Annotated in this window: 21 protein-coding genes and 1 pseudogene; 12 read left to right on the top strand and 10 right to left on the bottom strand. The window is 65.7% G+C overall.

Going from position 1 to position 20875, the window contains the following annotated elements:
- Positions 1–68: 68 nt before the first annotated feature.
- Positions 69–1286 (top strand): CdaR family transcriptional regulator, encoded by a 1218-nt coding sequence (locus tag FYJ92_RS18175; RefSeq protein ID WP_185261945.1) that lies wholly within the window; start codon positions 69–71, stop codon positions 1284–1286.
- A gap of 51 nt (positions 1287–1337) precedes the next feature.
- Here FYJ92_RS18175 and FYJ92_RS18170 read toward each other — a convergent pair whose 3' ends face one another.
- Positions 1338–1733: a helix-turn-helix domain-containing protein gene (locus tag FYJ92_RS18170; protein ID WP_185261944.1), complete on the bottom strand. Its 396-nt coding sequence runs from the start codon at positions 1731–1733 to the stop codon at positions 1338–1340.
- Between the two features lie 50 nt (positions 1734–1783).
- Here FYJ92_RS18170 and FYJ92_RS18165 point away from each other — a divergent pair, with 50 nt between their 5' ends.
- Entirely contained in the window at positions 1784–2569 is a 786-nt protein-coding gene (locus FYJ92_RS18165) for an alpha/beta fold hydrolase (protein ID WP_255482198.1), read from the top strand.
- Here the strand turns inward: FYJ92_RS18165 and FYJ92_RS18160 are convergent.
- Complete coding sequence (locus FYJ92_RS18160; RefSeq protein ID WP_185261943.1) at positions 2535–2813, bottom strand: HPr family phosphocarrier protein; 279 nt, start codon at positions 2811–2813, stop codon at positions 2535–2537. The two genes, FYJ92_RS18165 and FYJ92_RS18160, sit on opposite strands and share 35 nt — an antisense overlap.
- A gap of 53 nt (positions 2814–2866) precedes the next feature.
- Positions 2867–4552 carry a phosphoenolpyruvate--protein phosphotransferase gene (gene ptsP / locus FYJ92_RS18155; protein ID WP_185261942.1) on the bottom strand — a complete coding sequence of 562 codons (1686 nt, stop codon included), beginning with the start codon at positions 4550–4552 and terminating at the stop codon, positions 2867–2869.
- A 160-nt stretch (positions 4553–4712) separates the two neighbouring features.
- Here ptsP and FYJ92_RS18150 point away from each other — a divergent pair, with 160 nt between their 5' ends.
- Genes FYJ92_RS18150 through FYJ92_RS18140 form a run of 3 tightly spaced genes read left to right on the top strand, consistent with a single transcriptional unit; the run spans position 4713 to position 8693 of the window.
- A complete protein-coding gene (locus FYJ92_RS18150; RefSeq protein ID WP_185261941.1) occupies positions 4713–5441 on the top strand; it encodes a TetR/AcrR family transcriptional regulator in 729 nt (242 codons plus the stop codon).
- 49 nt (positions 5442–5490) lie between these two features.
- The gene (locus FYJ92_RS18145) at positions 5491–7530 is read left to right on the top strand and encodes a PTS mannitol transporter subunit IICBA (RefSeq protein WP_185261940.1); all 2040 of its coding nucleotides are present in this window, start codon (positions 5491–5493) and stop codon (positions 7528–7530) included.
- Positions 7530–8693 carry a mannitol-1-phosphate 5-dehydrogenase gene (locus FYJ92_RS18140; protein ID WP_185261939.1) on the top strand — a complete coding sequence of 388 codons (1164 nt, stop codon included), beginning with the start codon at positions 7530–7532 and terminating at the stop codon, positions 8691–8693. The genes FYJ92_RS18145 and FYJ92_RS18140 overlap by 1 nt, the downstream gene beginning before the upstream one ends.
- 109 nt (positions 8694–8802) lie before the next feature.
- On the opposite strand, the gene FYJ92_RS18135 is transcribed toward FYJ92_RS18140, so the two are convergent.
- A complete protein-coding gene (locus FYJ92_RS18135) occupies positions 8803–9081 on the bottom strand; it encodes a hypothetical protein (RefSeq protein ID WP_185261938.1) in 279 nt (92 codons plus the stop codon).
- A gap of 95 nt (positions 9082–9176) precedes the next feature.
- On the opposite strand from FYJ92_RS18135, the gene FYJ92_RS18130 reads away from it, so the two are divergent.
- Positions 9177–9698 (top strand): GNAT family N-acetyltransferase, encoded by a 522-nt coding sequence (locus tag FYJ92_RS18130; RefSeq protein ID WP_185261937.1) that lies wholly within the window; start codon positions 9177–9179, stop codon positions 9696–9698.
- Positions 9699–9708: 10 nt separating this feature from the next.
- On the opposite strand, the gene FYJ92_RS18125 is transcribed toward FYJ92_RS18130, so the two are convergent.
- The 3 genes from FYJ92_RS18125 to rraA all read right to left on the bottom strand — a co-directional run bounded on the left by FYJ92_RS18125 (position 9709) and on the right by rraA (position 13628).
- Positions 9709–11148: a sugar porter family MFS transporter gene (locus FYJ92_RS18125; protein WP_185261936.1), complete on the bottom strand. Its 1440-nt coding sequence runs from the start codon at positions 11146–11148 to the stop codon at positions 9709–9711.
- A gap of 203 nt (positions 11149–11351) precedes the next feature.
- Complete coding sequence (locus tag FYJ92_RS18120) at positions 11352–13001, bottom strand: MDR family MFS transporter (protein WP_185261935.1); 1650 nt, start codon at positions 12999–13001, stop codon at positions 11352–11354.
- 129 nt (positions 13002–13130) lie between these two features.
- Complete coding sequence (gene rraA, locus FYJ92_RS18115; protein WP_185261934.1) at positions 13131–13628, bottom strand: ribonuclease E activity regulator RraA; 498 nt, start codon at positions 13626–13628, stop codon at positions 13131–13133.
- 140 nt (positions 13629–13768) lie between these two features.
- Here rraA and FYJ92_RS18110 point away from each other — a divergent pair, with 140 nt between their 5' ends.
- From FYJ92_RS18110 to FYJ92_RS18090, 5 genes are all read left to right on the top strand, one after another.
- Positions 13769–15073 (top strand): MFS transporter, encoded by a 1305-nt coding sequence (locus FYJ92_RS18110; protein WP_185261933.1) that lies wholly within the window; start codon positions 13769–13771, stop codon positions 15071–15073.
- 102 nt (positions 15074–15175) lie between these two features.
- Positions 15176–15784, top strand: coding sequence for a TetR/AcrR family transcriptional regulator (locus tag FYJ92_RS18105; protein ID WP_185261932.1), 609 nt, complete (start codon positions 15176–15178; stop codon positions 15782–15784).
- A gap of 290 nt (positions 15785–16074) precedes the next feature.
- The gene (locus FYJ92_RS18100) at positions 16075–17274 is read left to right on the top strand and encodes an NADP-dependent malic enzyme (protein WP_185261931.1); all 1200 of its coding nucleotides are present in this window, start codon (positions 16075–16077) and stop codon (positions 17272–17274) included.
- A gap of 120 nt (positions 17275–17394) precedes the next feature.
- Positions 17395–17895 (top strand): DUF456 domain-containing protein, encoded by a 501-nt coding sequence (locus FYJ92_RS18095; protein ID WP_185261930.1) that lies wholly within the window; start codon positions 17395–17397, stop codon positions 17893–17895.
- A 35-nt stretch (positions 17896–17930) separates the two neighbouring features.
- On the top strand, positions 17931–18896 hold the full coding sequence (locus FYJ92_RS18090) for a hypothetical protein (protein ID WP_185261929.1): 966 nt from the start codon (positions 17931–17933) through the stop codon (positions 18894–18896).
- 3 nt (positions 18897–18899) lie between these two features.
- Here FYJ92_RS18090 and FYJ92_RS18085 read toward each other — a convergent pair whose 3' ends face one another.
- A complete protein-coding gene (locus tag FYJ92_RS18085) occupies positions 18900–19553 on the bottom strand; it encodes a LysE family translocator (RefSeq protein WP_185261928.1) in 654 nt (217 codons plus the stop codon).
- A gap of 105 nt (positions 19554–19658) precedes the next feature.
- Here FYJ92_RS18085 and FYJ92_RS18080 point away from each other — a divergent pair, with 105 nt between their 5' ends.
- Positions 19659–20114, top strand: coding sequence for an Lrp/AsnC family transcriptional regulator (locus FYJ92_RS18080; RefSeq protein ID WP_185261927.1), 456 nt, complete (start codon positions 19659–19661; stop codon positions 20112–20114).
- 40 nt (positions 20115–20154) lie between these two features.
- Here FYJ92_RS18080 and FYJ92_RS18075 read toward each other — a convergent pair.
- Together FYJ92_RS18075 and FYJ92_RS18070 are read right to left on the bottom strand one after the other, a co-directional pair.
- Positions 20155–20382: pseudogene (locus FYJ92_RS18075) on the bottom strand (hypothetical protein); the annotation flags it as partial.
- Between the two features lie 41 nt (positions 20383–20423).
- Positions 20424–20780 (bottom strand): hypothetical protein, encoded by a 357-nt coding sequence (locus FYJ92_RS18070; RefSeq protein ID WP_185261926.1) that lies wholly within the window; start codon positions 20778–20780, stop codon positions 20424–20426.
- Positions 20781–20875 lie beyond the last annotated feature (95 nt).

The raw sequence follows: 20875 nt of genomic DNA, 5'->3' as shown, positions 1-20875 counted from the left end.
CGTGAGGGCGTCAGGTGTCGCCTGCTGTCCGTTCGCCGGGATGCTGGCCGGAGCAGTAGTGTTACCCCATGCAGCAGGACGTGGAACAACTCGTTGAGCAGGTGGCGCAGAAGCTAGGGCGGGGACTGTCCCTGGAGGACCTCGATGGACTGCTGCTCGCTTACAGCTCCAACCAGTCCCATGCGGACCGGGTCCGGGTGAACTTCCTGTTGAGCAAGCGCGTCCCGGCCGATGTCAGCGCCTGGCAGCTTTCCCACGGCATCGCCACGGCGGTCCGCCCGGTAGCGATTCCCGCCAACCAGGAGCTGGGGATGCTGGGCCGGGTGTGTGTTCCCTTGATGGTGCGCGGATTCCGTGTCGGCTACCTGTGGGTGCAGCAGGACTCGGCAGAGGAAAATCCGACGGCGATCCTCTCCCAGTTGCCGGACGTGGCACCGGAGGTGGAGCGGCTCTCCGGCCTGCTGCTGGAGTCCAACACGGCCGAGTCCGAGTTCAGGAGGGGCCGCGAACGCGAGTTCCTGGCAGCCTGTTCAGGCGATGCCAACGCGGTGGCTGCCGTGGCGGGGTGGAAGGAAATCCAGGGCAAGGGGCCGTGGCAGATGGTCACAGTGCTCGATGCCGATGGCTGGGCCGGCGGCCCGGACCCCATAGCCTCCATGCTGATCCACCGGTCGGCGGCGCTGCAGGCGACGGTTGGAGTGGACGTTGCGCTGTTCAGCGCCGGCACGGAAACGCACTCGGTGGTGCTGTTCCGTGAGTCGGTGGGCCGGGCCAACCATGCCCAGGTACTGGTCCACTACCAGCTGGAGCTGGCCAAGCGTTCAGGCCGGCCGGTGCACCGCATAATCCTTGGCATCAGCGAGGGTTTCGCGAAGCCGCGGGAGCTTGCCGAGGCGTACGGGCAGTCCCGGCTGGCGGCGCAGGCGGCAGCCGTGGACCCTCAGCTCGGCGAACTGGTGGACTGCCGTGCCACCGGGGTGTACCAGCTGCTGGCATCGGCGGGCGGGGGAGCCGGCGCCTGGGCTGACTCCGGGTCCGTTTATGTGCGGATGCTGGAGGACCACGACCGCAACGATGAGCTTCTCCCCGTTCTGGAGCTCATCTATGACAACGACGGTTCGGTCCAGGACGTGGCCACCAAACTCCACCTGCACCGCAGCAGCATCTACAACCGGCTGGGCCGCATCCGGCAGCTCCTGGGTGTGGACCCGCTGAGGGGGATGTCCCGGCTGGAACTCCATGCGGCACTGAAAATGCGGCGCTGGGCGTCGCGCCCGCGGATCTAACGCGCGGAGGCGGCCACCCCGGAGGCAGCCCACTCCGGATCCAGCCCTGAGCTAGGCCTGCGCCGGCTTCTCCTGCTGATCCAGCTTCTTCTGCCGGTCCAGCCAGGCCATGATGGCCGCGAGCCTGATCCGCCGGTGTGTGCCGCGGTATTCCACAGGAATCTCGCCGCGATCGGTCATGTTGCGCAGGTACGTGTGGGAAATCCCGGCGAGTTCGGCGGCTTGGGAGGTGGTGAGCATTTCCTCCACACTGCTGACGGTCACCGCTTCGCCGCGGCTGAACCGGCTGAGGATGTCTACGACGGCGTCCCTCGCCTGGGGCGTCAGCCGGTGGACGGTTCCGTCCACAAAAACCGTGATGTCGTTGCCGCCCGCCAGGGCCCGTTGAAGTTTCCCTGCGTCCTCGGGCGGAAGCGCAGCAGTCATTCTCGGAGCTATCAGTGCCATGCCAGAAGCCTAACCCGCGCGCTTCCGGGCGGCGGCTGTAAGCTCGCGGGGTGAGGCTCAGTGATGGCGAGGACATTGAATCCGGCGGGCTGACGGGCAGGCTGTACCGCTCCGTGGCGCCAGTAGGCGATGTGCCGCGACCGACGTATGTCCTGCTCCACGGGATCGGCGTTTCCCACCGCTACTTCGCGCGGCTGCACCGGGAGCTGGCTCTCGCAGCTGATGTCTACTCCTTCGATCTCCCAGGGTTTGGCGACGCGCCCAAGCCCCGGCGCCAGGTGCCGGTGGGTGAGTATGCGGCTTTCGTGCGGGCAGCGCTTGCTGAAGCGGGGGTGACGTCCTGCGTAGTGATCGGGCATTCCATGGGAACCCAGCATGCCGTCGAACTCGCCCTCCAGGAGCCGGAACTCGTGGCCGGCGTAGTTCTGATGGGCCCGGTGGTGGACCCCCGCCGAAAGTCAGTTGCGCGGCAGGCGCTGGCGCTGACCCGCGACGCCATGTTCAGCGAGAGCCCGTCCGCGAATGCCATCGTTTTGGCGGACTATTTCCGGGCCGGCCCGCGCTGGTACTTCACCGAGCTGCCCGTGATGATGCAGTACCCCCTTGAGGCCAGGATCCGCGGAGTCAGCCAGCCGCTGCTTGTGCTTCGCGGCAGCCAAGACCCGGTGGCCGGGCGTGACTGGTGCGAGAGGCTGGCCGCCCAGGCCCACCAGGGCAGTGCGGCGGAGATCCCCGGCCATGGCCACGTTTTCCAACACACTGCCACGGGGCTGGTCGCCGCCGCGATCACCGGGTGGGTCCCTATTCGGCGTCGAGGTCCGTTTCCAGGAGCTTGACCAGCGAATCCAGTGCCTCGTCCGCGCCGTCACCTTCAGCCCGGAGCACCACGACGTCGCCCTTGGCGGCGCCCAGAGTCATCAGCGACAGGATGCTCGAAGCGTCCAGTGCCTCGTCCTCAGGGTCGCCCTGCATGGCGATGGTGACTTCCACTCCCACGTTTCCGGCGGCTTCCGCAAACAGCGCAGCGGGGCGCGCGTGCAGGCCGGAGCGGCTGGCGATGGTGGCGATGCGTTCGGGCATTGTTCCTCCTGGTGGGTGCTTCGTGGTGGTTGGCTGTCTGGAGCGGCAGGCGCTCAGAGGCCGAGCTCTTCGAGGACGGGCAGTTTTTCCCGTACCCAGGCCTTGGCTTCGGTGGCGCTGGGCGCGGAGAGAGCCAGCTTGGCCAGCTGCTGCGCCTCTGCCAGCGTGACGGTCTTCAGTACCGCGGCCACAGCGGCCAGGGACCGCGCGGTCATGGACAGCGTGGTGACGCCCAGCCCCGTAAGTACGACGGCGAGGGCCGGGTCAGCGGCCGCCTCACCGCATACGCCCACGGGCTTGCTGTGGCCTTCCGCCCGGGAGCCTTCCACTGTCAATCCCACCAAACGCAGCACGGCCGGCTGCCAGGGCGTGTTGAGGTTGGCCAGGGGGCCCAGCTGACGGTCGGCCGCCATGGCGTACTGGGTGAGGTCGTTGGTGCCCAGGCTTGCGAAGCCCACCTCGCGCAGGATGGCCTCGGCGGTGAGCGCGGCGGAGGGGACTTCCACCATCACGCCGGGCGTCTTGATGCCGGCGTCGGCGCACATTGAGGCGAAGCGGGCCGCCTCTTCCGCCGTCGAGATCATTGGGGCCATGACCCACACGTCCGCTTCGGACTGCTTCTCGGCCAAGGCGATCGCTTCCAGCTGGCGGTCCAGCACACCCGGTGTGGTGAAGTCCGTGCGGTAGCCGCGGACGCCCAGGGCCGGGTTGGGCTCCGTGGAGTCGGTCAGGAATGGAAGCGGCTTGTCGGCGCCGGCGTCGAGCGTTCGCAGAACCACTTTCTTTCCTGGGAACGCATCAAAAACGCTTTTGTAGGCGGCGGCCTGTTCCTCAACGCTGGGCTCGGAGTCCCGTTCGAGGAAGCAGAATTCGGTGCGGAAAAGGCCCACGCCCTGGGCGCCCAGCTTGGCGGCAGCCTCGGCGTCCTTGCCGCCGCCAACGTTGGCGAGCAGCGGCACCAGGTGGCCGTCCGCCGTCGTGCCCGTGCCGCTGAACTCGGCCAGCAGGGAAGCCGTGGCCGCCCATGCTTCCGCTGCGGCACGCAGTGATTCGTCGGGTTCAGCCGTAATGGTGCCGGCCGCGCCGTCCACATAGACGTCCGTGCCGTCCGGGAGTTCGTCCACGCCTATGGCTGCCACCACGGCTGGCAGGCCAAGGGAGCGGGCGATGATAGCGGTGTGGGACTGGGGGCCGCCGCCCGCTGTAACGAGTGCCAGCACTTTGTTCGGGTCCAGGGTGGCGGTGTCCGCCGGTGCGAGGTCTTCGGCGACGAGGATGAATGGCGTGCTGGAGGTAGGGATGCCGGGCGCGGGCACCCCGCGCAGCTCGGCGACGATCCGTGCGCGCACATCCAGGACGTCGGTGGCGCGTTCGGCCATGTAACCGCCCAGGTTGTGAAGCATTTCAGCAACGGACGAACCGGATTCCCAGATGGCGCGCTCGCTCGAGAGGCCGCGGGCAACGAGCTTGGCCGCACCCTTTATCAGCATGGTGTCCTTGGCCATCAGTGCCGTGGCTTCCAGGACGGCTTTGCCGTCTCCGGATGCGTGCGCGGCCCGGGCCTTAAGTTCGTCGTGGACGGCCTGCGAGGCTGCCTTGAGCGCGGCGGTGGCTTCCTCGGCGGACGTACCGCCGGCCAGCTGCTCGCCTGCGGGGGGTTCGCTGATCGGTTTGGGCATCTGCCGGATGGTCCCGATGATGCGGCCGGGGCTGACGCCAACTCCTGGGAAGTTCTGCACTGAAGGTCCTCATTCTCTGCCGGTAGCCAGGCCCGCCTAGGTTCTCCCGGCGCCATGCCGGGGCCGCCGCGACCACTATGTGCGAGGGCGGAAACGTGCCTGAAAAAATTATATGTGATTCAGTTCATATAGCAATGCTATAGGTGATAGGGTAGCGGCTATGAGTTTGGATGGCCAGCTTCCCCCCAAAATGCGGCTGCTGCATGCAGCCGCCGAGTTGCTTTCAAAATCCGCCGGAGCATCCGTGTCCACCCGCCAGATCACGCAGCTGGCAGGGGTAACGGCGCCCACCCTGTACCACCACTTCGGTGACAAGGAAGGTCTTTTCGACGCCGTCGTCACCGCAGGTTTTGAGGAATATGTCGCGGGCGAAAGAGACTTCGCCCCGTCCGGAAATCCGTTGGAGGATATCCGGAGGATGTGGGACAACCACGTTCAGTTCGGACTTAAGCAGCCGGAACTGTACCTGGTGATGTTCGGCAATATCCGCCCCGAAAGCCGCCCCGCCATCGTCGCCGATGCCGAGGCGCTGATGGAGGAGATGCTGAACAAGGCTGCGGCAGTGGGCCAGCTGAATGTCCAGCCACGGGAAGCGGCCAGGTCTATCCTGGCCGCCAATGTGGGTGTGACGCTCATGCTGATTGCGGAGCCCGCCGCCGAACGTAACCTCGAACTGTCCACCATGACCCGGGACGCCATGATCTTTGCGGTGTCCGCGGCACAAGCCGAAGGGGCGGCCACGGAAGACTCCGCAAGGTCCTCTGTGGTGGTGGCAGCGATTGCCCTGAATGCCGCGCTTCAGGCATCGCACTCCGACCAGCTCTCCAGCTCGGAACTCAAACTTTTCCTCGAATGGCTTCACCGAATCTCCACCAGCACGTCGTCGTAAGTATCGGATCCATCCTGCATAGCCGCAGGAATGACGGTTAGGAAAGCACATGGCAACACAGACAGTTGCAAAACCCCGCACCAGCCTGCGGGTCGGCGTCCAGAAGTTCGGGACGTTCCTGTCCGGAATGATCATGCCCAACATCGGCGCGTTCATCGCCTGGGGCCTTATTACCGCCCTCTTCATTGAGAAGGGCTGGATTCCCGTGCCTGCCCTTGGCGGTTTCGGCACCAATGCCGAGGGAGTTCCCTATGTAGGCCTGGTTGGTCCCATGATCACCTACCTGCTGCCGCTCCTGATCGGCTACACCGGCGGCAAAATGGTCTATGACGTCCGCGGCGGCGTGGTGGGCGCCATCGGTACCATGGGCGTCATTGTGGGCGCCGGCATCCCGATGTTCATCGGCGCCATGATCATGGGTCCCCTCGGCGGCTGGACGATGAAGAAGATCGACCTCCTGTGGGAGGGCAAGATCCGCCCGGGCTTCGAAATGCTCGTGAACAACTTCTCCGCCGGTATCTGGGGCGCGCTGCTGGCGATGCTGGGCTTCTACGGCATCTCGCCGCTGGTCCAGGCTTTCAGCACCGGGGCCGGGAACGTGGTCCAGTTCCTGGTCAACAACGGCCTCCTGCCGCTTACCAGCATTTTCATTGAACCTGCCAAGGTGCTGTTCCTGAACAACGCCATCAACCACGGCGTGCTGACTCCGCTGGGCATCCAGCAATCACTTGAACAGGGCAAGTCCATCCTCTTCCTGCTCGAGGCGAACCCCGGCCCGGGCCTCGGCATCCTGCTGGCGTACATGTTCTTCGGCCGCGGCCTCGCCAAGGGCTCCGCCCCCGGTGCCGCCATCATCCACTTCTTCGGCGGCATCCACGAAATCTACTTCCCGTACGTCCTGATGCGCCCGCTGCTGATCCTGGCCGCGATCGCCGGCGGCATGACGGGTATTGCCACCTTGGCCGTCACCGGCTCCGGGCTGGTAGCGCCGGCTGCGCCTGGCTCGATCATCGCAGTGCTCGCCCAGACCTCCCGTGACAGCTACGTCGGAGTGATCCTCGCGGTTCTGCTTGCTACCGCGGCGTCCTTCCTGGTGGCCTCGGTGATCCTGAAGACCACCAAGCACAGCGACGAGACGGACCTGACCGACGCTACATCCAAGATGGAAGCCATGAAGGGCAAAAAGAGCTCCATCTCCTCGGCCCTGACCGGCGCTGGTTCAGGTGTGGGCACGGCCGTCCTGGCCGGCCCCATCAAGAACATCGTGTTCGCATGCGACGCCGGTATGGGCTCCAGTGCCATGGGAGCATCGGTGCTGCGGAACAAGATCAAGGCGGCCGGGTTCCCGGACGTCAAGGTCACCAACGCCGCTATCGCCAGCCTCAGCGACACCTACGACGTTGTGATCACCCACCAGGATTTGACCGAACGCGCCAAGCCCGTCACCTCCAGTGCCGCGCACTTCTCCGTGGATAACTTCATGAACAGCCCGCGGTACGACGAGATTGTGGAGCTGGTCAAGGAGCACAACACCGAAGGCGGAACGCCCGACGCCGGTGCTGCTGCCGGCGCCCCGGGTGCTGCCGGCCACGGCGCCCACGTCGCCAATGCCCCGTTGGATGCGGAACCCGCCGAGGCTGCGGAGACGGCGCTGCCGTCGGACATCCTCATGGCCGACAGCGTCATCCTCAACGGCACCGCCACCACCCGCGATGCCGCCATCGACGAAGCCGGCCAGCTCCTCCTGGCCCGAGGCGCCGTGGACGAGGGGTACCTCGCCGCCATGCACGAACGCGAGGAATCCGTATCCACCTACATGGGGAGCTTCCTGGCTATCCCGCATGGCACCAATGCCGCCAAGGACCACATCCTGAAGTCAGCGGTGTCAGTCATCCGCTACCCGAACGGCATCGACTGGGACGGCAAGCAGGTCAAGTTCGTGGTTGGCGTGGCGGGCATCAACAACGAACACCTCCACATCCTGTCCTCCATCGCCAAGGTCTTCACCAACAAGGCGCAGGTGGCCCAGCTGGAAGCAGCCACGTCCGTTGAGGAAGTCCTGGAGCTGTTCGGAAAGGTGAACGCATAGTGAAGGCAGTACATTTCGGAGCCGGGAACATCGGCCGCGGCTTTGTGGGTCTGCTGCTGCATCAGGCCGGTTATGAGGTGGTGTTCGCGGATGTCGCGGACGCGCTCATCGACCAGCTGGCGGCCGCCGACAGTTACAACGTCCACGAGGTGGGGGAGAACCCAACCCTCCGGACGGTGGACAACTTCCGCGCGCTCAACTCCGGCACGCAGGAAGCGGAGCTGGTACGGGAGATCGCCACGGCGGACATCGTCACCACCGCCGTGGGGCCACACATCCTGAAGTTCGTGGCGCCCGCCATCACCAAGGGCATCGCGGTGCGGGCTGCCGGGCTGGCGCCGCTGCAGGTCATGGCCTGCGAGAACGCCATCAACGCCACGGACATCCTGCGGGCCGATGTCGGCGCGCTCTGGGACGACGCCGCAGGCTCCCTGGACGACGCCGCGGTGTTTGCGAACACCGCGGTTGACCGGATCGTGCCCAACCAGGCGCCGGGCCAGGGCCTGGACGTCACCGTGGAGACGTTCTACGAGTGGGTCATCGACCGGACGGCATTTGGCGATGCTGCGCCGGTCATCCCGGGTGCGACGTTTGTGGACGAGCTTTCGCCCTACATCGAGCGGAAGCTCTTCACCGTGAACACCGGCCACGCCTCCGCCGCGTACTTCGGGTTCGAGGCAGGCCTGGAGAAACTTTCCGATGCCATGGCCGATCAGGACGTCGCGGAAGATGTCCGCGCGGTCCTGGCGGAAACCAAGCAGCTTCTCGTGGCCAAGCACGGCTTCAACAATGACGAGCAGGAAGCCTATGTCCAGAAGATCCTGGTCCGGTTCTCCAACCCGCACCTGCCGGACACGGTGAACCGGGTGGGGCGCGCCCCGATGCGGAAGCTCAGCCGGCATGAACGGTTCATCGGCCCCGCAGCCGAACTCGCCGAACGGGGGATCGTGCCCGAGGCGCTCCTGGGTGCCATTGCTGCGGCCCTGCGCTTCACCGACCCCGCCGACGCCGAGGCCACCGAGCTTGCGCAGATACTGGCGTCCTCATCGCCGGCAGACGCCACGGCCAGGATCACGGGGCTCGCTCCGGAGCACCCGCTGTTCGCGGCAGTGTCCGTGCTGGTGGAAGAACGCCAGGCAGAAGGGGCCAAGGCGCCCGCCTAAACGCTCTCTCACTTCCTGCGGGTTTTTCCGAAACCCTCTCGCAATCACGACGCCGGCACTCACCTGAGTGCCGGCGTCGTGCATTACCTGTTTTGGTGACCCGCGCGCATCAGGAGTCCGTCTTCGTCGTCAGGGCAAGCACACCGTCCAGATAGCGCATGACCAGTGAGGCGGCTATCAAGGCGGCGGAAAACGGCAGGAAAAACAGCGTCACCAGCTGGAAGACTATTTGCAGGACCATGCTTAGCGCCTGTGAGTAGGCCGGCCCGAACAGCAGGGTCTGCATGATCTGCGGTGCAAGGATGATCGAGACGGCGCCGACGGCGCCCACAATAATTCCTGTCCGCAGAGTTATCGCCGGTAAGCGTGAGACCGTGTGCTGATCCATTCCAGACCCTCCCCATATGACTGTTGTTCCGTGTTGGCCAGCCAAGCACGGGCCCGCGTGGATCACAAGGAACGTGGCTGTGGAATGCTGGGGAGATGACCACAAACCCCGGCGCTCTGACCCCCTTGCTGACTGCCGACGTCGACGGCGGGACCTTCCGCCTCAGGCACGCCGTATCCGCGGACCTGCCCGGGATCGTTGCACTGCTGGCCGACGATTCCCTGGGCGCCGTCCGCGAAGGCGGCCACGAAATGGCGCCCTACGAGCGGGCTTTTGAAGCGATCGACGCCGACCCGTGCCACTTGCTCGTGGTGGGGGAGTACGTACCGGTTGGGGCAGCGAACGGCCCCGTGGTAGCCACCTTCCAGCTGAGTTTCCTGCCTGGCATCTCGCGGCAGGGCTCCTGGCGCTCGCAGATTGAGGCGGTCCGCGTGGCGGGCAGCCTTCGTGGCCAGGGCCTGGGAAACCTGATGGTGGGGTGGGCGATTGACGAATCCAGGCGCCGCGGCTGCACGCTGATGCAGCTGACCACCCACAAGACGCGGACGGCCGCCCACCGCTTCTACGGGCGGCTTGGCTTTGATGCCAGCCATGAGGGCATGAAGCTCACTCTCTGACCCCCGGGCGTTATGCCTTCTTTGAACCCTTGGGCACAAACAGCGTCTCGGCCTGTTCCAGGGACATGCCGTTGGTCTCCGGCACCTTGAACATGACAAAGAAGAACGACGCCGCCGCGAACAGCGCGTACATGGCGTAGGTCAGGGGCAGGGACGCAGCGGCCATCACCGGGAAGCTGAGTGTGATGGCAAAGTTGGCCACCCACTGCGCGGCCGCGGCCAGGCCCAGGGCACGGGCACGGATCCGGGACGGGAAGATCTCGCCAAGGAGGACCCAGACCAGTGGGCCCCAGGACGCGCCGAAGCTGACCACAAAGATGTTGGCCGCTACGAGGGCCACCGGACCCCAGACGCCCGGCAGTGAGATCTCTGAGCCTGAGCCAACGGCGGCGGAGAACGCCAGCGCCATGGTGCCCAGTGAAATGGCCATGCCTATGGACCCGGCCAGGAGAATGGGCCGGCGTCCGATCCGGTCCACCAGGGCGATGGCCACCAGCGTGACCAGGATGTTGGTGATGGAGGTTGCCACCGAGATGGTGAGCGAGTCCTTCTCCTGGAAACCGACGGCCTTCCACAGCGTGGTGGAGTAGTAGAAGATCACGTTGATGCCAACGAACTGCTGCAGGACGGAGAGGACGATGCCCACCCAGACCACTGCCTGCAGGCCGAACGTCTTCCCGCGGAGCGAACCCTTCTGACCGGACAGCTTGTCCTCTTCGATGGCGTCCTGGATTTCGCGGATGTGCCTGTCGGTGTCCTCGGACGGGGCGATGGAGTCGAAGACCTTCCGGGCTTCGTCTTCCTTGCCCTGGAACACGAGGAACCGCGGGGATTCCGGGAGCGTGTAGGCGATCCAGCCGTAGACGACGGCGGGAACCGCTGCGGCGAGGAACATCCAGCGCCAGGCTTCCAGGCCCAGCCAGAACGGCTGGTCCGCGCCGCCCGCGGTGGTGGCGAAGAGTGCGTCGGACAGGAGCGCGGCGAAAATACCGGTGGTGATGGCCAGCTGCTGCAGCGATGCCAGCCGGCCACGGACCTGGCGAGGGGAAATCTCGGAAATGTACGCCGGTGCGATCACCGATGCCAGGCCGATGCCCAGGCCGCCCACCAGGCGCCAGAAAATCAGGTCCCAGACGCCGAGGGCGAAGCCGGTTCCGATGGCGCTGACCAGGAACAGCAGCGCGCCGAGCTTCATGGCGGGAATGCGGCCGTAGCGGTCGGCGACCTTGCCGGCGAGGAACGCACCTGCCGCGCAGCCCAGCAGGGCGATGGCCACGGCGAAGCCGGTGACGGCCTCGGAGAGCGCGAACTCAACCTTGATGGCATCCACTGCACCGTTCACCACGGAGGAGTCGAAGCCGAACAGGAAGCCGCCTACCGCGCCCGCGAGGGCCAGCCAGATCACCCGCTGCGGGATCTTGGCGGTTGTCTGCTCCTTGGCGGTGGGCATGCTGCTCCCTGGGTGTGGGGGTCGGGTGGATGCGCGTGCGGACGTCGTCGGCTGCGGTACCGGCTCAGCGGCCGGCGCACACGCGCTACACAGTGTGACACGTCACCGCGCGCCGTTCCACTTGGCGGACTCCTCACGGGAAAGGCACTACGACGACGGCGGGCCGCCCCGCCGTCGTCGTTTTCAGTTCCGGAACAGGGGAGTCAGTGCGCCGGGACGGACTCCTTGGCCACCTTCGGGTCCGTCAGCTTCTTGTTCGGCAGGGCGAAGCTGATCAGGAACGCGATCCCGGTGAGAACGGCCGCGGTGATCATCACGGTGTCGATCGCGTACGCGAAGCCTTCCGTAATGGGCCGCGTGAGCACGCTGTTGGCCGAGTGCAGCCAGCTGGTGTCATTGAGTGATTCGTTCGATGCCCCGTTCTGGAAGAACTCGTAGAGCTTGGCGTTGGCCGGGTCCGCCGCGACGGCCGGGTCGCGCAGCACGGCCTGGTAGTCGGAGCTGGCCACGGCTGACTTCATGGTCTCGGCGATCCGGCTTGCGGCCAGGCTGAACAGCATGGAGATGAACACGGCCGTGCCCACCGCACCGCCCATGGAGCGGAAGAACGCGGCGGAGGACGTGCCCACGCCCATGTCCTTCGGGGGGACGGAGACCTGCATGGCCAGGGTGAGCGGCTGCATGCAGAAACCCAGGCCCATGCCGAAGAACACGGCGATCACGCCGGGAACCCACAATCCCGTGTCCACGCCCAGGGACAGGCCCATGGTCACGGCTGCGGCGGTGAGGATGCCCGTACCCACGATCGGGAAGATCCGGTACGTGCCCGACGCCGAAATGGTGCGGCCCGCCGTGATGGAACCGGTCAGGATGCCCAGGGTGAAGGTGATCATCATCAGGCCGGCTTCGGTGGGTGTGAGCCCCTTGACCAGCTGCAGGTACATGGGCAGCATGGCGATGGCGCCGAACATGCCGATGCCGATGATGAAGTTCAGCAGCGAGGACAGGCCGAAGGTAGCGTTCCTGAAGAGCCGGAGGGGGATCAGGGCGTAGTCCCCGGCGCGCTTTTCAGCCAGCAGGAACCAGATGATGCCCACAGCGCCGAGGCCGTAGCAGAGGAAGGCGTTCAGCGACATAAAGCCCCAGCTGCGGCCTTGTTCCGCCACCAGCAGCAGCGGGACGATGGCGAGCGTGATGGCGGCTGCACCGAAGTAGTCGATCTTCTGCTTCACGTGTTTGGCCGGCAGGTGCAGGAACATAAACACCACTGTTAGGGCTGCCAGGCCAATGGGCAGGTTGATGAAGAACACCCAGCGCCAGCCGTCAAAGCCGAGGATGTTGGCGGACCCTGCGAACGCTCCGCCCACTACGGGGCCGAGCACGGATGAGATGCCGAACACCGACATGAAGTAGCCCTGGTATTTGGCCCGGTCTTTGAGGGACACGATGTCCCCGATGATGGTCAGCGCGAGGGCCAGCAGGCCGCCGGCGCCCAGGCCCTGGACGCCGCGGGCGATGGCCAGTTCCGTCATGGAATGCACTGAACCGGCGTAGAGCGAGCCGGCCAGGAAAATGACGATGGCGATCAGGTACAGCGGACGGCGGCCGAAAATATCGCTCAGCTTGCCGTACAGCGGCGTGCTGACGGTAGAGGTGATGAGGTAGGCGGTGGTGGCCCACGCCTGCAGGGACAGCCCGTCGAGGTCGTTGGCGATGGTGTAGATGGAAGTGGACACAATGGTCTGGTCCAGCGATGCCAGGAACATGCCCAGCATCAGCCCCACCATCACGGTGACGATCTGACGCTGTGTCAGGGTTTCGCCGGCGGCACGCACAGCGGTTGTTTTGGACATGGCTTCTCCAGGAAAGAAAGGGATCACGCTTGATAGTTGCTTTCAGTAACTATATAAGTCCCCGCTTCATTCCCGCTGCCAGATATTTCTTTTCAAGCCCGCCCCACCCCCGCAGCCGGGGGACCCCAATCAGCGCTCCACGAGGATGCCGTCCGGATCGCACCAGACGGTGACGCCGGGACGGAAGGTCACGCCGTCGAGCACTACATCCACGTCAACCTCACCGGCGCCGGCCTTGGCGCTCTTGCGCGGGTTGCTGCCCAGCGCCTTGACGCCAAGATCCAGTTGGGCGATCGCCTCGCGATCGCGAATGGCGCCGTTGATCACGACGCCGGCCCAGCCATTCGCGACGGCGCTCTCGGCGATCATGTCCCCCATCAGTGCGGTGCCCAGCGAACCGCTGCCGTCCACCACCAGCACGGCGCCGTTGCCGGGGGTGGCCAGTGTGGACTTGACCAGGGCGTTGTCCTGGAAGCAGCGGATGGTCCGCACCGGGCCGCTGAAGTGTGAACGGCCGCCGCAGGACTGGAACTGGAGTGATACGGACGCCAGTTCCTCGCCGCGTTCGTCGTACAGGTCCGCGGTATTGACGGGGCTGGTGGTGTTGCCTGCAGCAGATGCGGTCATTGGATCTCCAGGTGTTCAATGTCGTGGCGGACTGCCCGCTGTGCATAGCCGCACAAGGCAGGCGCCGTATAACAAGCGGGGCGATGCAGCCCACGATAGTCTGATTTTCAGAATCACCAACCGTTCCAGGGGGAACCAGCATGAGCCTGTCCGACACACCCGCAGCGCCGGATCCCAGCGCTTCGTCGGTTCCCGGGACCGGCCCGGAAAGCTCGACGGCGGCGCTCGCCGAGCCGACGCAGAAGGTCACCGCGCGCTGGGTGACCGGGCTGGTGCTGGTCAACGTGGGCATTAACGCCGCCTTCTTTGGTCCCATTAACATTTTTATCGGCCAGCAGGCCATCGGCATCGACGAAGCCAACAAGGAAGCCATCCTGTCCCTCGTGACAGGGTGCGGCGCCGCCGTGTCGCTGGTGGCCAATCCGCTGTTCGGTGCATTGTCCGACCGGACGGTCTCAGGCTTCGGCCGGCGTGCGCCCTGGGTCCTGGCGGGCGCCATCCTGGCCACCGCCGCCCTACTTGCGATGTCCGGCGCCACTGCTGTAGCCCTGATGGTCCTGTTCTGGTGCCTGGTCCAGCTGGGCGCCAACGCTGCGTACGCCGCCATCACCGCCGCCGTCCCGGACCGGGTGCCGGTGCAGCAGCGCGGTGGCGTGGGCGGCCTGGCGGCGATGGGCCAGACCGTAGGCATCCTCCTCGGCGCGGTCTTCGGTGCGGTGGTCTCGGGAAACTACATGGTGGGGTACACCATGTGTGCTGCCGCCCTGCTGTTCTCGGTGCTGCCGTACTTGTTCCACCGGAATGACCCGCCACTGCCCAGGGAGCTCCGGCCGCCGTTCTCGTGGGGCAGTTTCCTGCGCGGCTTCTGGATCAGCCCGGCCCGCTACCCGGACTTCGCCTGGGCCTGGCTCACCCGCTTCCTGGTCAACGTCTGCAACCAGATGACCATCGTCTACCTGCTCTTTTTCCTCCGGGACGTCCTCAAGCACGAGGACCCGGCCCTGGGGGTCCTGACCTTGACCGGCATTTACGCGGTGATGGTGATGATTACTGCGGTGATAGCGGGGCCGTGGAGCGACCGGCTGGGCCGGCGGAAACCGTTTGTGATCGGGTCCTCCGCCATCATTGCCGTCGCGGGCCTGACAATGGCCTTCTTCCCCGTGTGGACCGGCGCCCTTATCGGAGCCGGGATCCTGGGCGTGGGGTTCGGCGCCTACCTTGCCGTCGACTTTGCGCTGCTGACGCAGGTGCTGCCGCAGGCTGCCGATCGTGGCAAGGATATGGGCGTCATCAACGTCGCCAACTCGCTGCCCCAGGTTTTCGCGCCCGTCCTCGCATTCCTTGCCGTGACGTACTTCGGAGGGTACCTCACGCTGTTTATCACGGCGGCCGTCATCGGCCTGCTGGGAGCCGTATTCGTGGTCAAAATCAAGGGGGTCGACTGATTTCGGCATTTGCCCGTGCCGTATAGTTGAGGCGGACTGCACGCCCGGGGGATGAGGACTCTCCCTGCCGCTGCACCATAAGAACACAACCCCGGAATCCTGATGCCCGAGACACTTTCAGCCCATCCGTCCATGGCCGCCCGGCCCTCCACGCCGCGCCAGCGGCTGCGCTATACGCGCGTCCTGGAATCTGCCGCAGGGTTTGCCCGCAAGGGGCTGGAGTCCGTGGACCTCGCGGAAATTTCGGAAAAGTCCGGCGTGCCGCTGGGAACCGTCTACCGGTATTTCCCCACCGCCAACCACCTGATGCTGTCCCTCTACCGCCAGCAGCTGGACGAGCTTCAGGGCCGGGCCCGCACGTCAGCGGCCAGCTTCGGTGGCAAGGCCCTCACTGGCGTGGTCATGGAAATTTTCCATATGCGGGTGATGCAGCCGGCAGTCGAGCAGTGCCTGAGCCGCTGCGTCTACCTCAAGGACAAGGACACCACGGCACTCCTGCATGAAATCGACGCGCTGAGCGAAACGGCGGTGGCCATCGCCTCAGACGACGCCGTAGCGGCCCGGGTGCTCCTGCTGACCGTCACTGGTCTGGTCCAGTCCGTCCGCAACCGCCGGCTTTCGCTTTTTGAGGCCGAAGAGGACCTCAAAAAGGCCTGCACGCTGCTTGCTCCGGTGGCTGCCGGGGCCCGAGCTGCCCACCGATCCGCGTAACTGGTCTAGACCAGAGAGCCAATAAATACGTCTTTATGCGGTGACGTGGGTCACAAAAACGTCTGATTAAACGATTTGGCATGCCTTGGCATCGCCGAATGCGCTTTCCGGGGCGTGGGCGCTGTTTACTATTGCAGGACCGGAGTGGCTGGCAACCCGCATCTGCAAGGGCTTCACACCGGGCCCGCCACCATTGGGTCCACGAAGCGCCGAACATGACCACCTTGAGCCTCCCTGCGCTTGAGCCCTTCCGCGCCGTGCGCCCACGGCTAGCACCAGGAGACAACGACGTGTCCATTGACGTAATCGCACCTACAGACAATTCAGCAGCCACTGCCCTGACCGAGGCCGAGATCTTCGAGGCCCACCAGGGCGGCAAACTCTCGGTGACCAGCACCGTCCCGCTGTCCAACAAGCGCGACCTGTCTATCGCCTACACCCCCGGTGTGGCCGAGGTCAGCCGAGCCATCCACAACAACCCGGAACTCGCCAAGACTCTCACTTGGGCGCAGCGCCTGGTGGTTGTGGTCAGCGACGGCACCGCGGTGCTGGGCCTGGGCAACATCGGCGCCGCCGCCTCACTGCCCGTGATGGAAGGCAAGTCCGCCCTGTTCAAGACCTTCGGCGAGCTGGATTCCATTCCCCTGGTCCTGAACACCACGGACGTTGACGAGATCGTGGAAACCCTGGTCCGTCTGCGCCCCAGCTTCGGCGCGGTCAACCTCGAGGACATCTCGGCCCCGCGATGCTTCGAACTCGAAGAAAAGCTCATCGAAGCCCTGGACTGCCCGGTCATGCACGATGACCAGCACGGCACCGCCGTAGTGGCCCTCGCCGCCCTGACAAACGCCGCCAAGGTCACCGGCCGTGAACTCGCAGACCTCCGCGTAGTGGTTTCCGGCGCCGGAGCCGCCGGCATCGCCGTCGCCGAAATCCTGCTCGCCGCCGGCATCACGGATGTTGTCCTGCTCGATTCCAAGGGCGTCATCAACCGGGAGCGGGCCGACATCGCCGTCGACCCGCAGGGCAAGAAATCCCAGATGGCAGAGCGCAGCAACCCCCGCAGTGTCACGGGCGGCCCCGGCGAAGCGCTGCTCGGTGCTGATGTGTTCATCGGGGTTTCCTCCTCGAAGCTGGACGAGGCGCACCTGAAGCTGATGAACGCCGATTCCATCGTGTTCGCCCTCTCCAACCCGGACCCCGAAGTCCTGCCCGAGGTGGCCGCCAAGTACGCTGCCGTGGTGGCCACCGGCCGCAGCGACTTCCCCAACCAGATCAACAACGTCCTGGCCTTCCCCGGAATCTTCCGCGGTGCGCTGGACGCCGGTGCCCGCCGGATCACGCCCGCCATGAAGCTTGCCGCAGCCCGCGCCATTGCCGAGCTCGCGGAAGCTGACCTCTCGGTGGACTACATCGTGCCCAGCCCGCTGGATCCGCGCGTTGCCCCGGCAGTGACGGCGGCCGTCGCCGCTGCCGTGGACGCCGAGTAACCATCGCAGTCACACGCTGACGCAACGCCCGACGGCGGTGCCTCCCCGCGCAAGGGGGACGCACCGCCGTCGGGCGTTAAACGGCGAAGCTGACCGCCGTGCCGCCCTAAACTGGGGCTCATGAACTTGGAAACCGTGGTGAGCATCCTGTGCGGCCTGGCGATCCTGGTCGGGGTGGCGGGCACCATCATCCCCGTCTTGCCCGGCAGCTTCCTGATCGGGCTCAGCCTGCTGGCGTGGGCCATCTGGGGCGGCGCCGGGACCACGGGCTGGCTGGTCTTCGCGGTGGGAATGGTGTTTGTGCTGGCTGGCATGGCAGCCAGCGCCGTACTGACCGGACGGAAGCTCAGGCAGCACAGCATCCCAAACCGCAGCGTGGCAGTCGGCCTGGCCGCGGGTGTGGCCGGCATGTTCATCATCCCGGTGGTGGGGCTCTTTGTGGGCTTCGCCGCCGGCCTGCTGCTCAGTGAATTCCTCCGCACCCGGAACCTCGGCACGGCAATGTCCACCAGCTGGGCCGCCCTCAAAGCGACCGGGCTGGGCATGCTGGTGGAGTTCGGGCTGGCGTGCCTTGCGGCCAGCACCTGGGTGATCGGGCTCTGGGTCGCCGCGGCCACGTAGCTCGGGCACATAGGTCTGCCACGTAGCATGGAGAGATGACCGCGGGGGATGCCAGAGGACCGATCTACCGGGACACCCGTGACCTGACGCCGTTCGGGAATGTTCACATGCAGACCCCCGTCCGGGAGCTCGCCGGCAGCGTGGGCGGGCTGATCCACGGTGTGCTGGGCGGCCGGGACGCCGCGCTGATCGCCGTGGACGGCGAGGTCCCCAGACTCAAGCTGATGCCCGGAAAAGCGGCCAAGGCCGTGCACGATGCCATCTTCAGCAGTAAGGAACCGGAGCGGCTCATCGCCGTGGGCCGCGCCTATCCAGGCTGGGCCGGGCTCTGCTCCGTGATGGCCGGCCTCCTGGCGTACCAGCACGGCGGCTACCTGCGCGCGTCCGAACTCCTCCAGCGGGGCTTGTCGATCAGGAACGACGACGACGCCAACCAGTATGCGGCCACCTACCTCACGCGGGTGGTCACCCGGGTGGAGGTTGCCGAGCGCATCGAGGTCCCCGTGCTGTTCAGCCAGGAATCGGTCTTCCTGGCACTGTCGCACTCTCTGCGGGAGACGGGGCAGCTGGAAGCCGCGCTGCAGACGGTGGCCGGGCTGCCGCCGTCGTTGCCTACAGCGCTGGCGCGCTGCGCGCTGGCGTTCGCGCTGGGACGCGACAAGGAAGTGGTGATCTGGACCGAGGGGCTGCTGAACTCCGACGACCTCTCGGCGGCCCTGCTGTTGCTCCGCGGGCGCGCGTTGCGGCGGCTCGGCGCCCACGCACAAGCGCACGACGCCCTGAAGGAGGTCCTTCGCCGCCGGAAAACGGACGTCGTGCTCCGCAACGACGCCCTCACCGACCGCGCCCTGCTGGTGCTGGACAACGGCCGCAAGTCACTCAATCCGCGGGACTGGCTCCGCGGCCGGCCAGCAGCGCTGGAGACGTTCGAAGTCATCCGCAAGGACGTTGACGAGCGCCGGTTGTGGGAGCAGGAATGGGACAACCTGGACGGGAAATAGGCGTTACGCCTGAGCGGTGAGCCCGGCAACCAGCGGAACCAGCTGCTCTGAGAGGAGCACGACCCCCAGCGCAACCATGATGATACCGCTGGCAAGAGTGACTGTCCGCGCGGCACCGGGCCGGGACTGCAGGAGTTTGCGGGCCAACAGTGCCACAAAGGTGTAGACGGTTCCGGCCAGCAGGACAAAGGTCAGGCCCAGCAGGCCGGACTGGACAGGGATCGGGAGGGAGGCCTCCGGGCTGACGAACTGCGGCACCAGCGCCACATAGAACAGCAGCCCCTTGGGGTTGATGCCGCTGGTGCCCATGCCCTGAAGGAAAGTGCGGAGCTGGTTGGCGGGCTTCCCGGCGGCGTCTGCTGCACTGAAGGAGGCGCCTCGCCAGGAGCGAAGGGTGCTGATGCCCAGCCACAGCAGGTAGCACGCGCCGGCCACCGTAAGCCAGCCCAGAACGCCCGGCAGGCCGGACAGCAGGGCCGCGAGACCTGCCACCATCAGCAGCGTATGCAGGACGTAGCCGCCGCAAAGTCCGGCTACGGCCGGGATAAAGCTGCGCTGCCGCAGACCGGCCGTAATGGAGTACGCCCAGTCCACGCCGGGGGTGCACGCGAGGGCGACCGCCACCAGTATGAAGGCGAAAAATAACTGGGGATTCATGGCGGGCTCCTGTCCGATTTAGGTACAGGACAAACCTATGAAGTATTCGGCCATAAGTGCTTACCCTTTTCGCTCGACTCGAGCCTGAATTGGTAAGATATTTGCGTGATTGACCATATAGATAGGAATATTTTGCGCCACCTCAAGGAGGATGGCCGAATGACTGCCACGGCACTGGCCGCGAAGGTCGGGCTCACGGTGGCGCCGTGCCACCGGAGGCTCCGGGACCTCGAGACGTCGGGGGTGATCCGCGGCTACAAAGCGGACATCGACCCCGCCGCCGTCGGGCTGGGTTTCGAGGCCATTGTGTTTGTCACTTTGCGCCAGGTGGACCGCTCCACCATGGAGATCTTTGAGAACCGCGTGGCGGAGAATCCGAACATCGTGGAGGCGCAGCGGCTCTTCGGCTCCCCGGACTACCTGCTGAAGGTCATCGCCGAGGACCTGCCCGGCTACCAGCGCTTCTACGACGCCGAGCTCACGTCACTGCCCGGGGTTGAGCGACTGACATCCACGCTGGTGATGAAGAACCTGAAGTCCAATGCAGGTCCGCCGGTGTAGCGCGCGTGCTCATCGCGCCGGCTGTCCCACGCCATCCCGTCTACGCCGCAGGACTGACATGGACGATGATCACTTGGGTGTCCTTGGTGCCGTCGTAGCGGAGGTCGTAGTTCACTTCCAGCCCCGCGGAGGTGCCGGAAGTTATGGAAAAGTCGCTCTTTCGTTCCGGGTCCCGCTCGGCACCGGCGATCCAGCGTTCTGCGGAGTCGGCGTCGACCCCGTACCGCTCCACGCCGTCCCGGATGAGCTCAAAATACTCGTTCGGCGAGGAGTTGAGGAAAGCCGCGTTTTCTTCGGAGTTCTTGTCGATCAGGCCGGAGTCGGCGGCAGCGTCCATGGCGGCATCTTCCCCCGAACCGCTGCCGCTGCCCCCGGCTCCGCTACTTCCGGAACCGGCCCCGTTGCTGGCCTTTTCCTGCTCGTCGGCGTTGCAAGCACCGGCTTGCAGGCCGATTCCAGCCCTGCCGCTGTGGACTTCAGCAGCAACAGGAGCGACCACGTCCAGTCACTCCGGAGACGTTCGCCGTCGTGCCCTTTCCAGGCGCCGGTGCTGATGGCCCTGCTGAGCTGCTGGCCGAGCAGGCTTAGCCCGTTGGCGCCGCCTGCAAGTTCTTTGGCGAGCTGCCGCAACTGGGCCACGTCGCGGCCGTAAAAGTTCCCCGCCATGTCTCTCCCTGAATGGATTCCCGTGCCAGCCTAGCTGCGATGCGTCCTCGCGGGCGATGGGAAAGCTCCCCGTGCGGGGTTGAATGCGGGCCCGG

Origin of the sequence: Pseudarthrobacter sp. NBSH8, from assembly GCF_014217545.1 — a bacterium.
Classification (GTDB): domain Bacteria; phylum Actinomycetota; class Actinomycetes; order Actinomycetales; family Micrococcaceae; genus Arthrobacter.
This window is presented reverse-complemented; position numbering and strand designations above follow the sequence as displayed.

Excerpts from the sequence above, each read along its gene's own strand:
- FYJ92_RS18120 (WP_185261935.1), bottom strand. The coding sequence starts at position 13,001 with ATGTCCAAAACAACCGCTGTGCGTGCCGCCGGCGAAACCCTGACACAG.
- FYJ92_RS18135 (WP_185261938.1), bottom strand. The coding sequence starts at position 9,081 with ATGGATCAGCACACGGTCTCACGCTTACCGGCGATAACTCTGCGGACA.
- FYJ92_RS18095 (WP_185261930.1), top strand. The coding sequence starts at position 17,395 with ATGAACTTGGAAACCGTGGTGAGCATCCTGTGCGGCCTGGCGATCCTG.
- FYJ92_RS18070 (WP_185261926.1), bottom strand. The coding sequence starts at position 20,780 with ATGGCGGGGAACTTTTACGGCCGCGACGTGGCCCAGTTGCGGCAGCTC.
- FYJ92_RS18105 (WP_185261932.1), top strand. The coding sequence starts at position 15,176 with ATGCCCGAGACACTTTCAGCCCATCCGTCCATGGCCGCCCGGCCCTCC.
- FYJ92_RS18145 (WP_185261940.1), top strand. The coding sequence starts at position 5,491 with ATGGCAACACAGACAGTTGCAAAACCCCGCACCAGCCTGCGGGTCGGC.
- FYJ92_RS18160 (WP_185261943.1), bottom strand. The coding sequence starts at position 2,813 with ATGCCCGAACGCATCGCCACCATCGCCAGCCGCTCCGGCCTGCACGCG.
- FYJ92_RS18090 (WP_185261929.1), top strand. The coding sequence starts at position 17,931 with ATGACCGCGGGGGATGCCAGAGGACCGATCTACCGGGACACCCGTGAC.
- rraA (WP_185261934.1), bottom strand. The coding sequence starts at position 13,628 with ATGACCGCATCTGCTGCAGGCAACACCACCAGCCCCGTCAATACCGCG.
- FYJ92_RS18150 (WP_185261941.1), top strand. The coding sequence starts at position 4,713 with ATGAGTTTGGATGGCCAGCTTCCCCCCAAAATGCGGCTGCTGCATGCA.
- FYJ92_RS18170 (WP_185261944.1), bottom strand. The coding sequence starts at position 1,733 with ATGGCACTGATAGCTCCGAGAATGACTGCTGCGCTTCCGCCCGAGGAC.
- FYJ92_RS18175 (WP_185261945.1), top strand. The coding sequence starts at position 69 with ATGCAGCAGGACGTGGAACAACTCGTTGAGCAGGTGGCGCAGAAGCTA.
- FYJ92_RS18085 (WP_185261928.1), bottom strand. The coding sequence starts at position 19,553 with ATGAATCCCCAGTTATTTTTCGCCTTCATACTGGTGGCGGTCGCCCTC.
- FYJ92_RS18110 (WP_185261933.1), top strand. The coding sequence starts at position 13,769 with ATGAGCCTGTCCGACACACCCGCAGCGCCGGATCCCAGCGCTTCGTCG.
- FYJ92_RS18130 (WP_185261937.1), top strand. The coding sequence starts at position 9,177 with ATGACCACAAACCCCGGCGCTCTGACCCCCTTGCTGACTGCCGACGTC.
- FYJ92_RS18125 (WP_185261936.1), bottom strand. The coding sequence starts at position 11,148 with ATGCCCACCGCCAAGGAGCAGACAACCGCCAAGATCCCGCAGCGGGTG.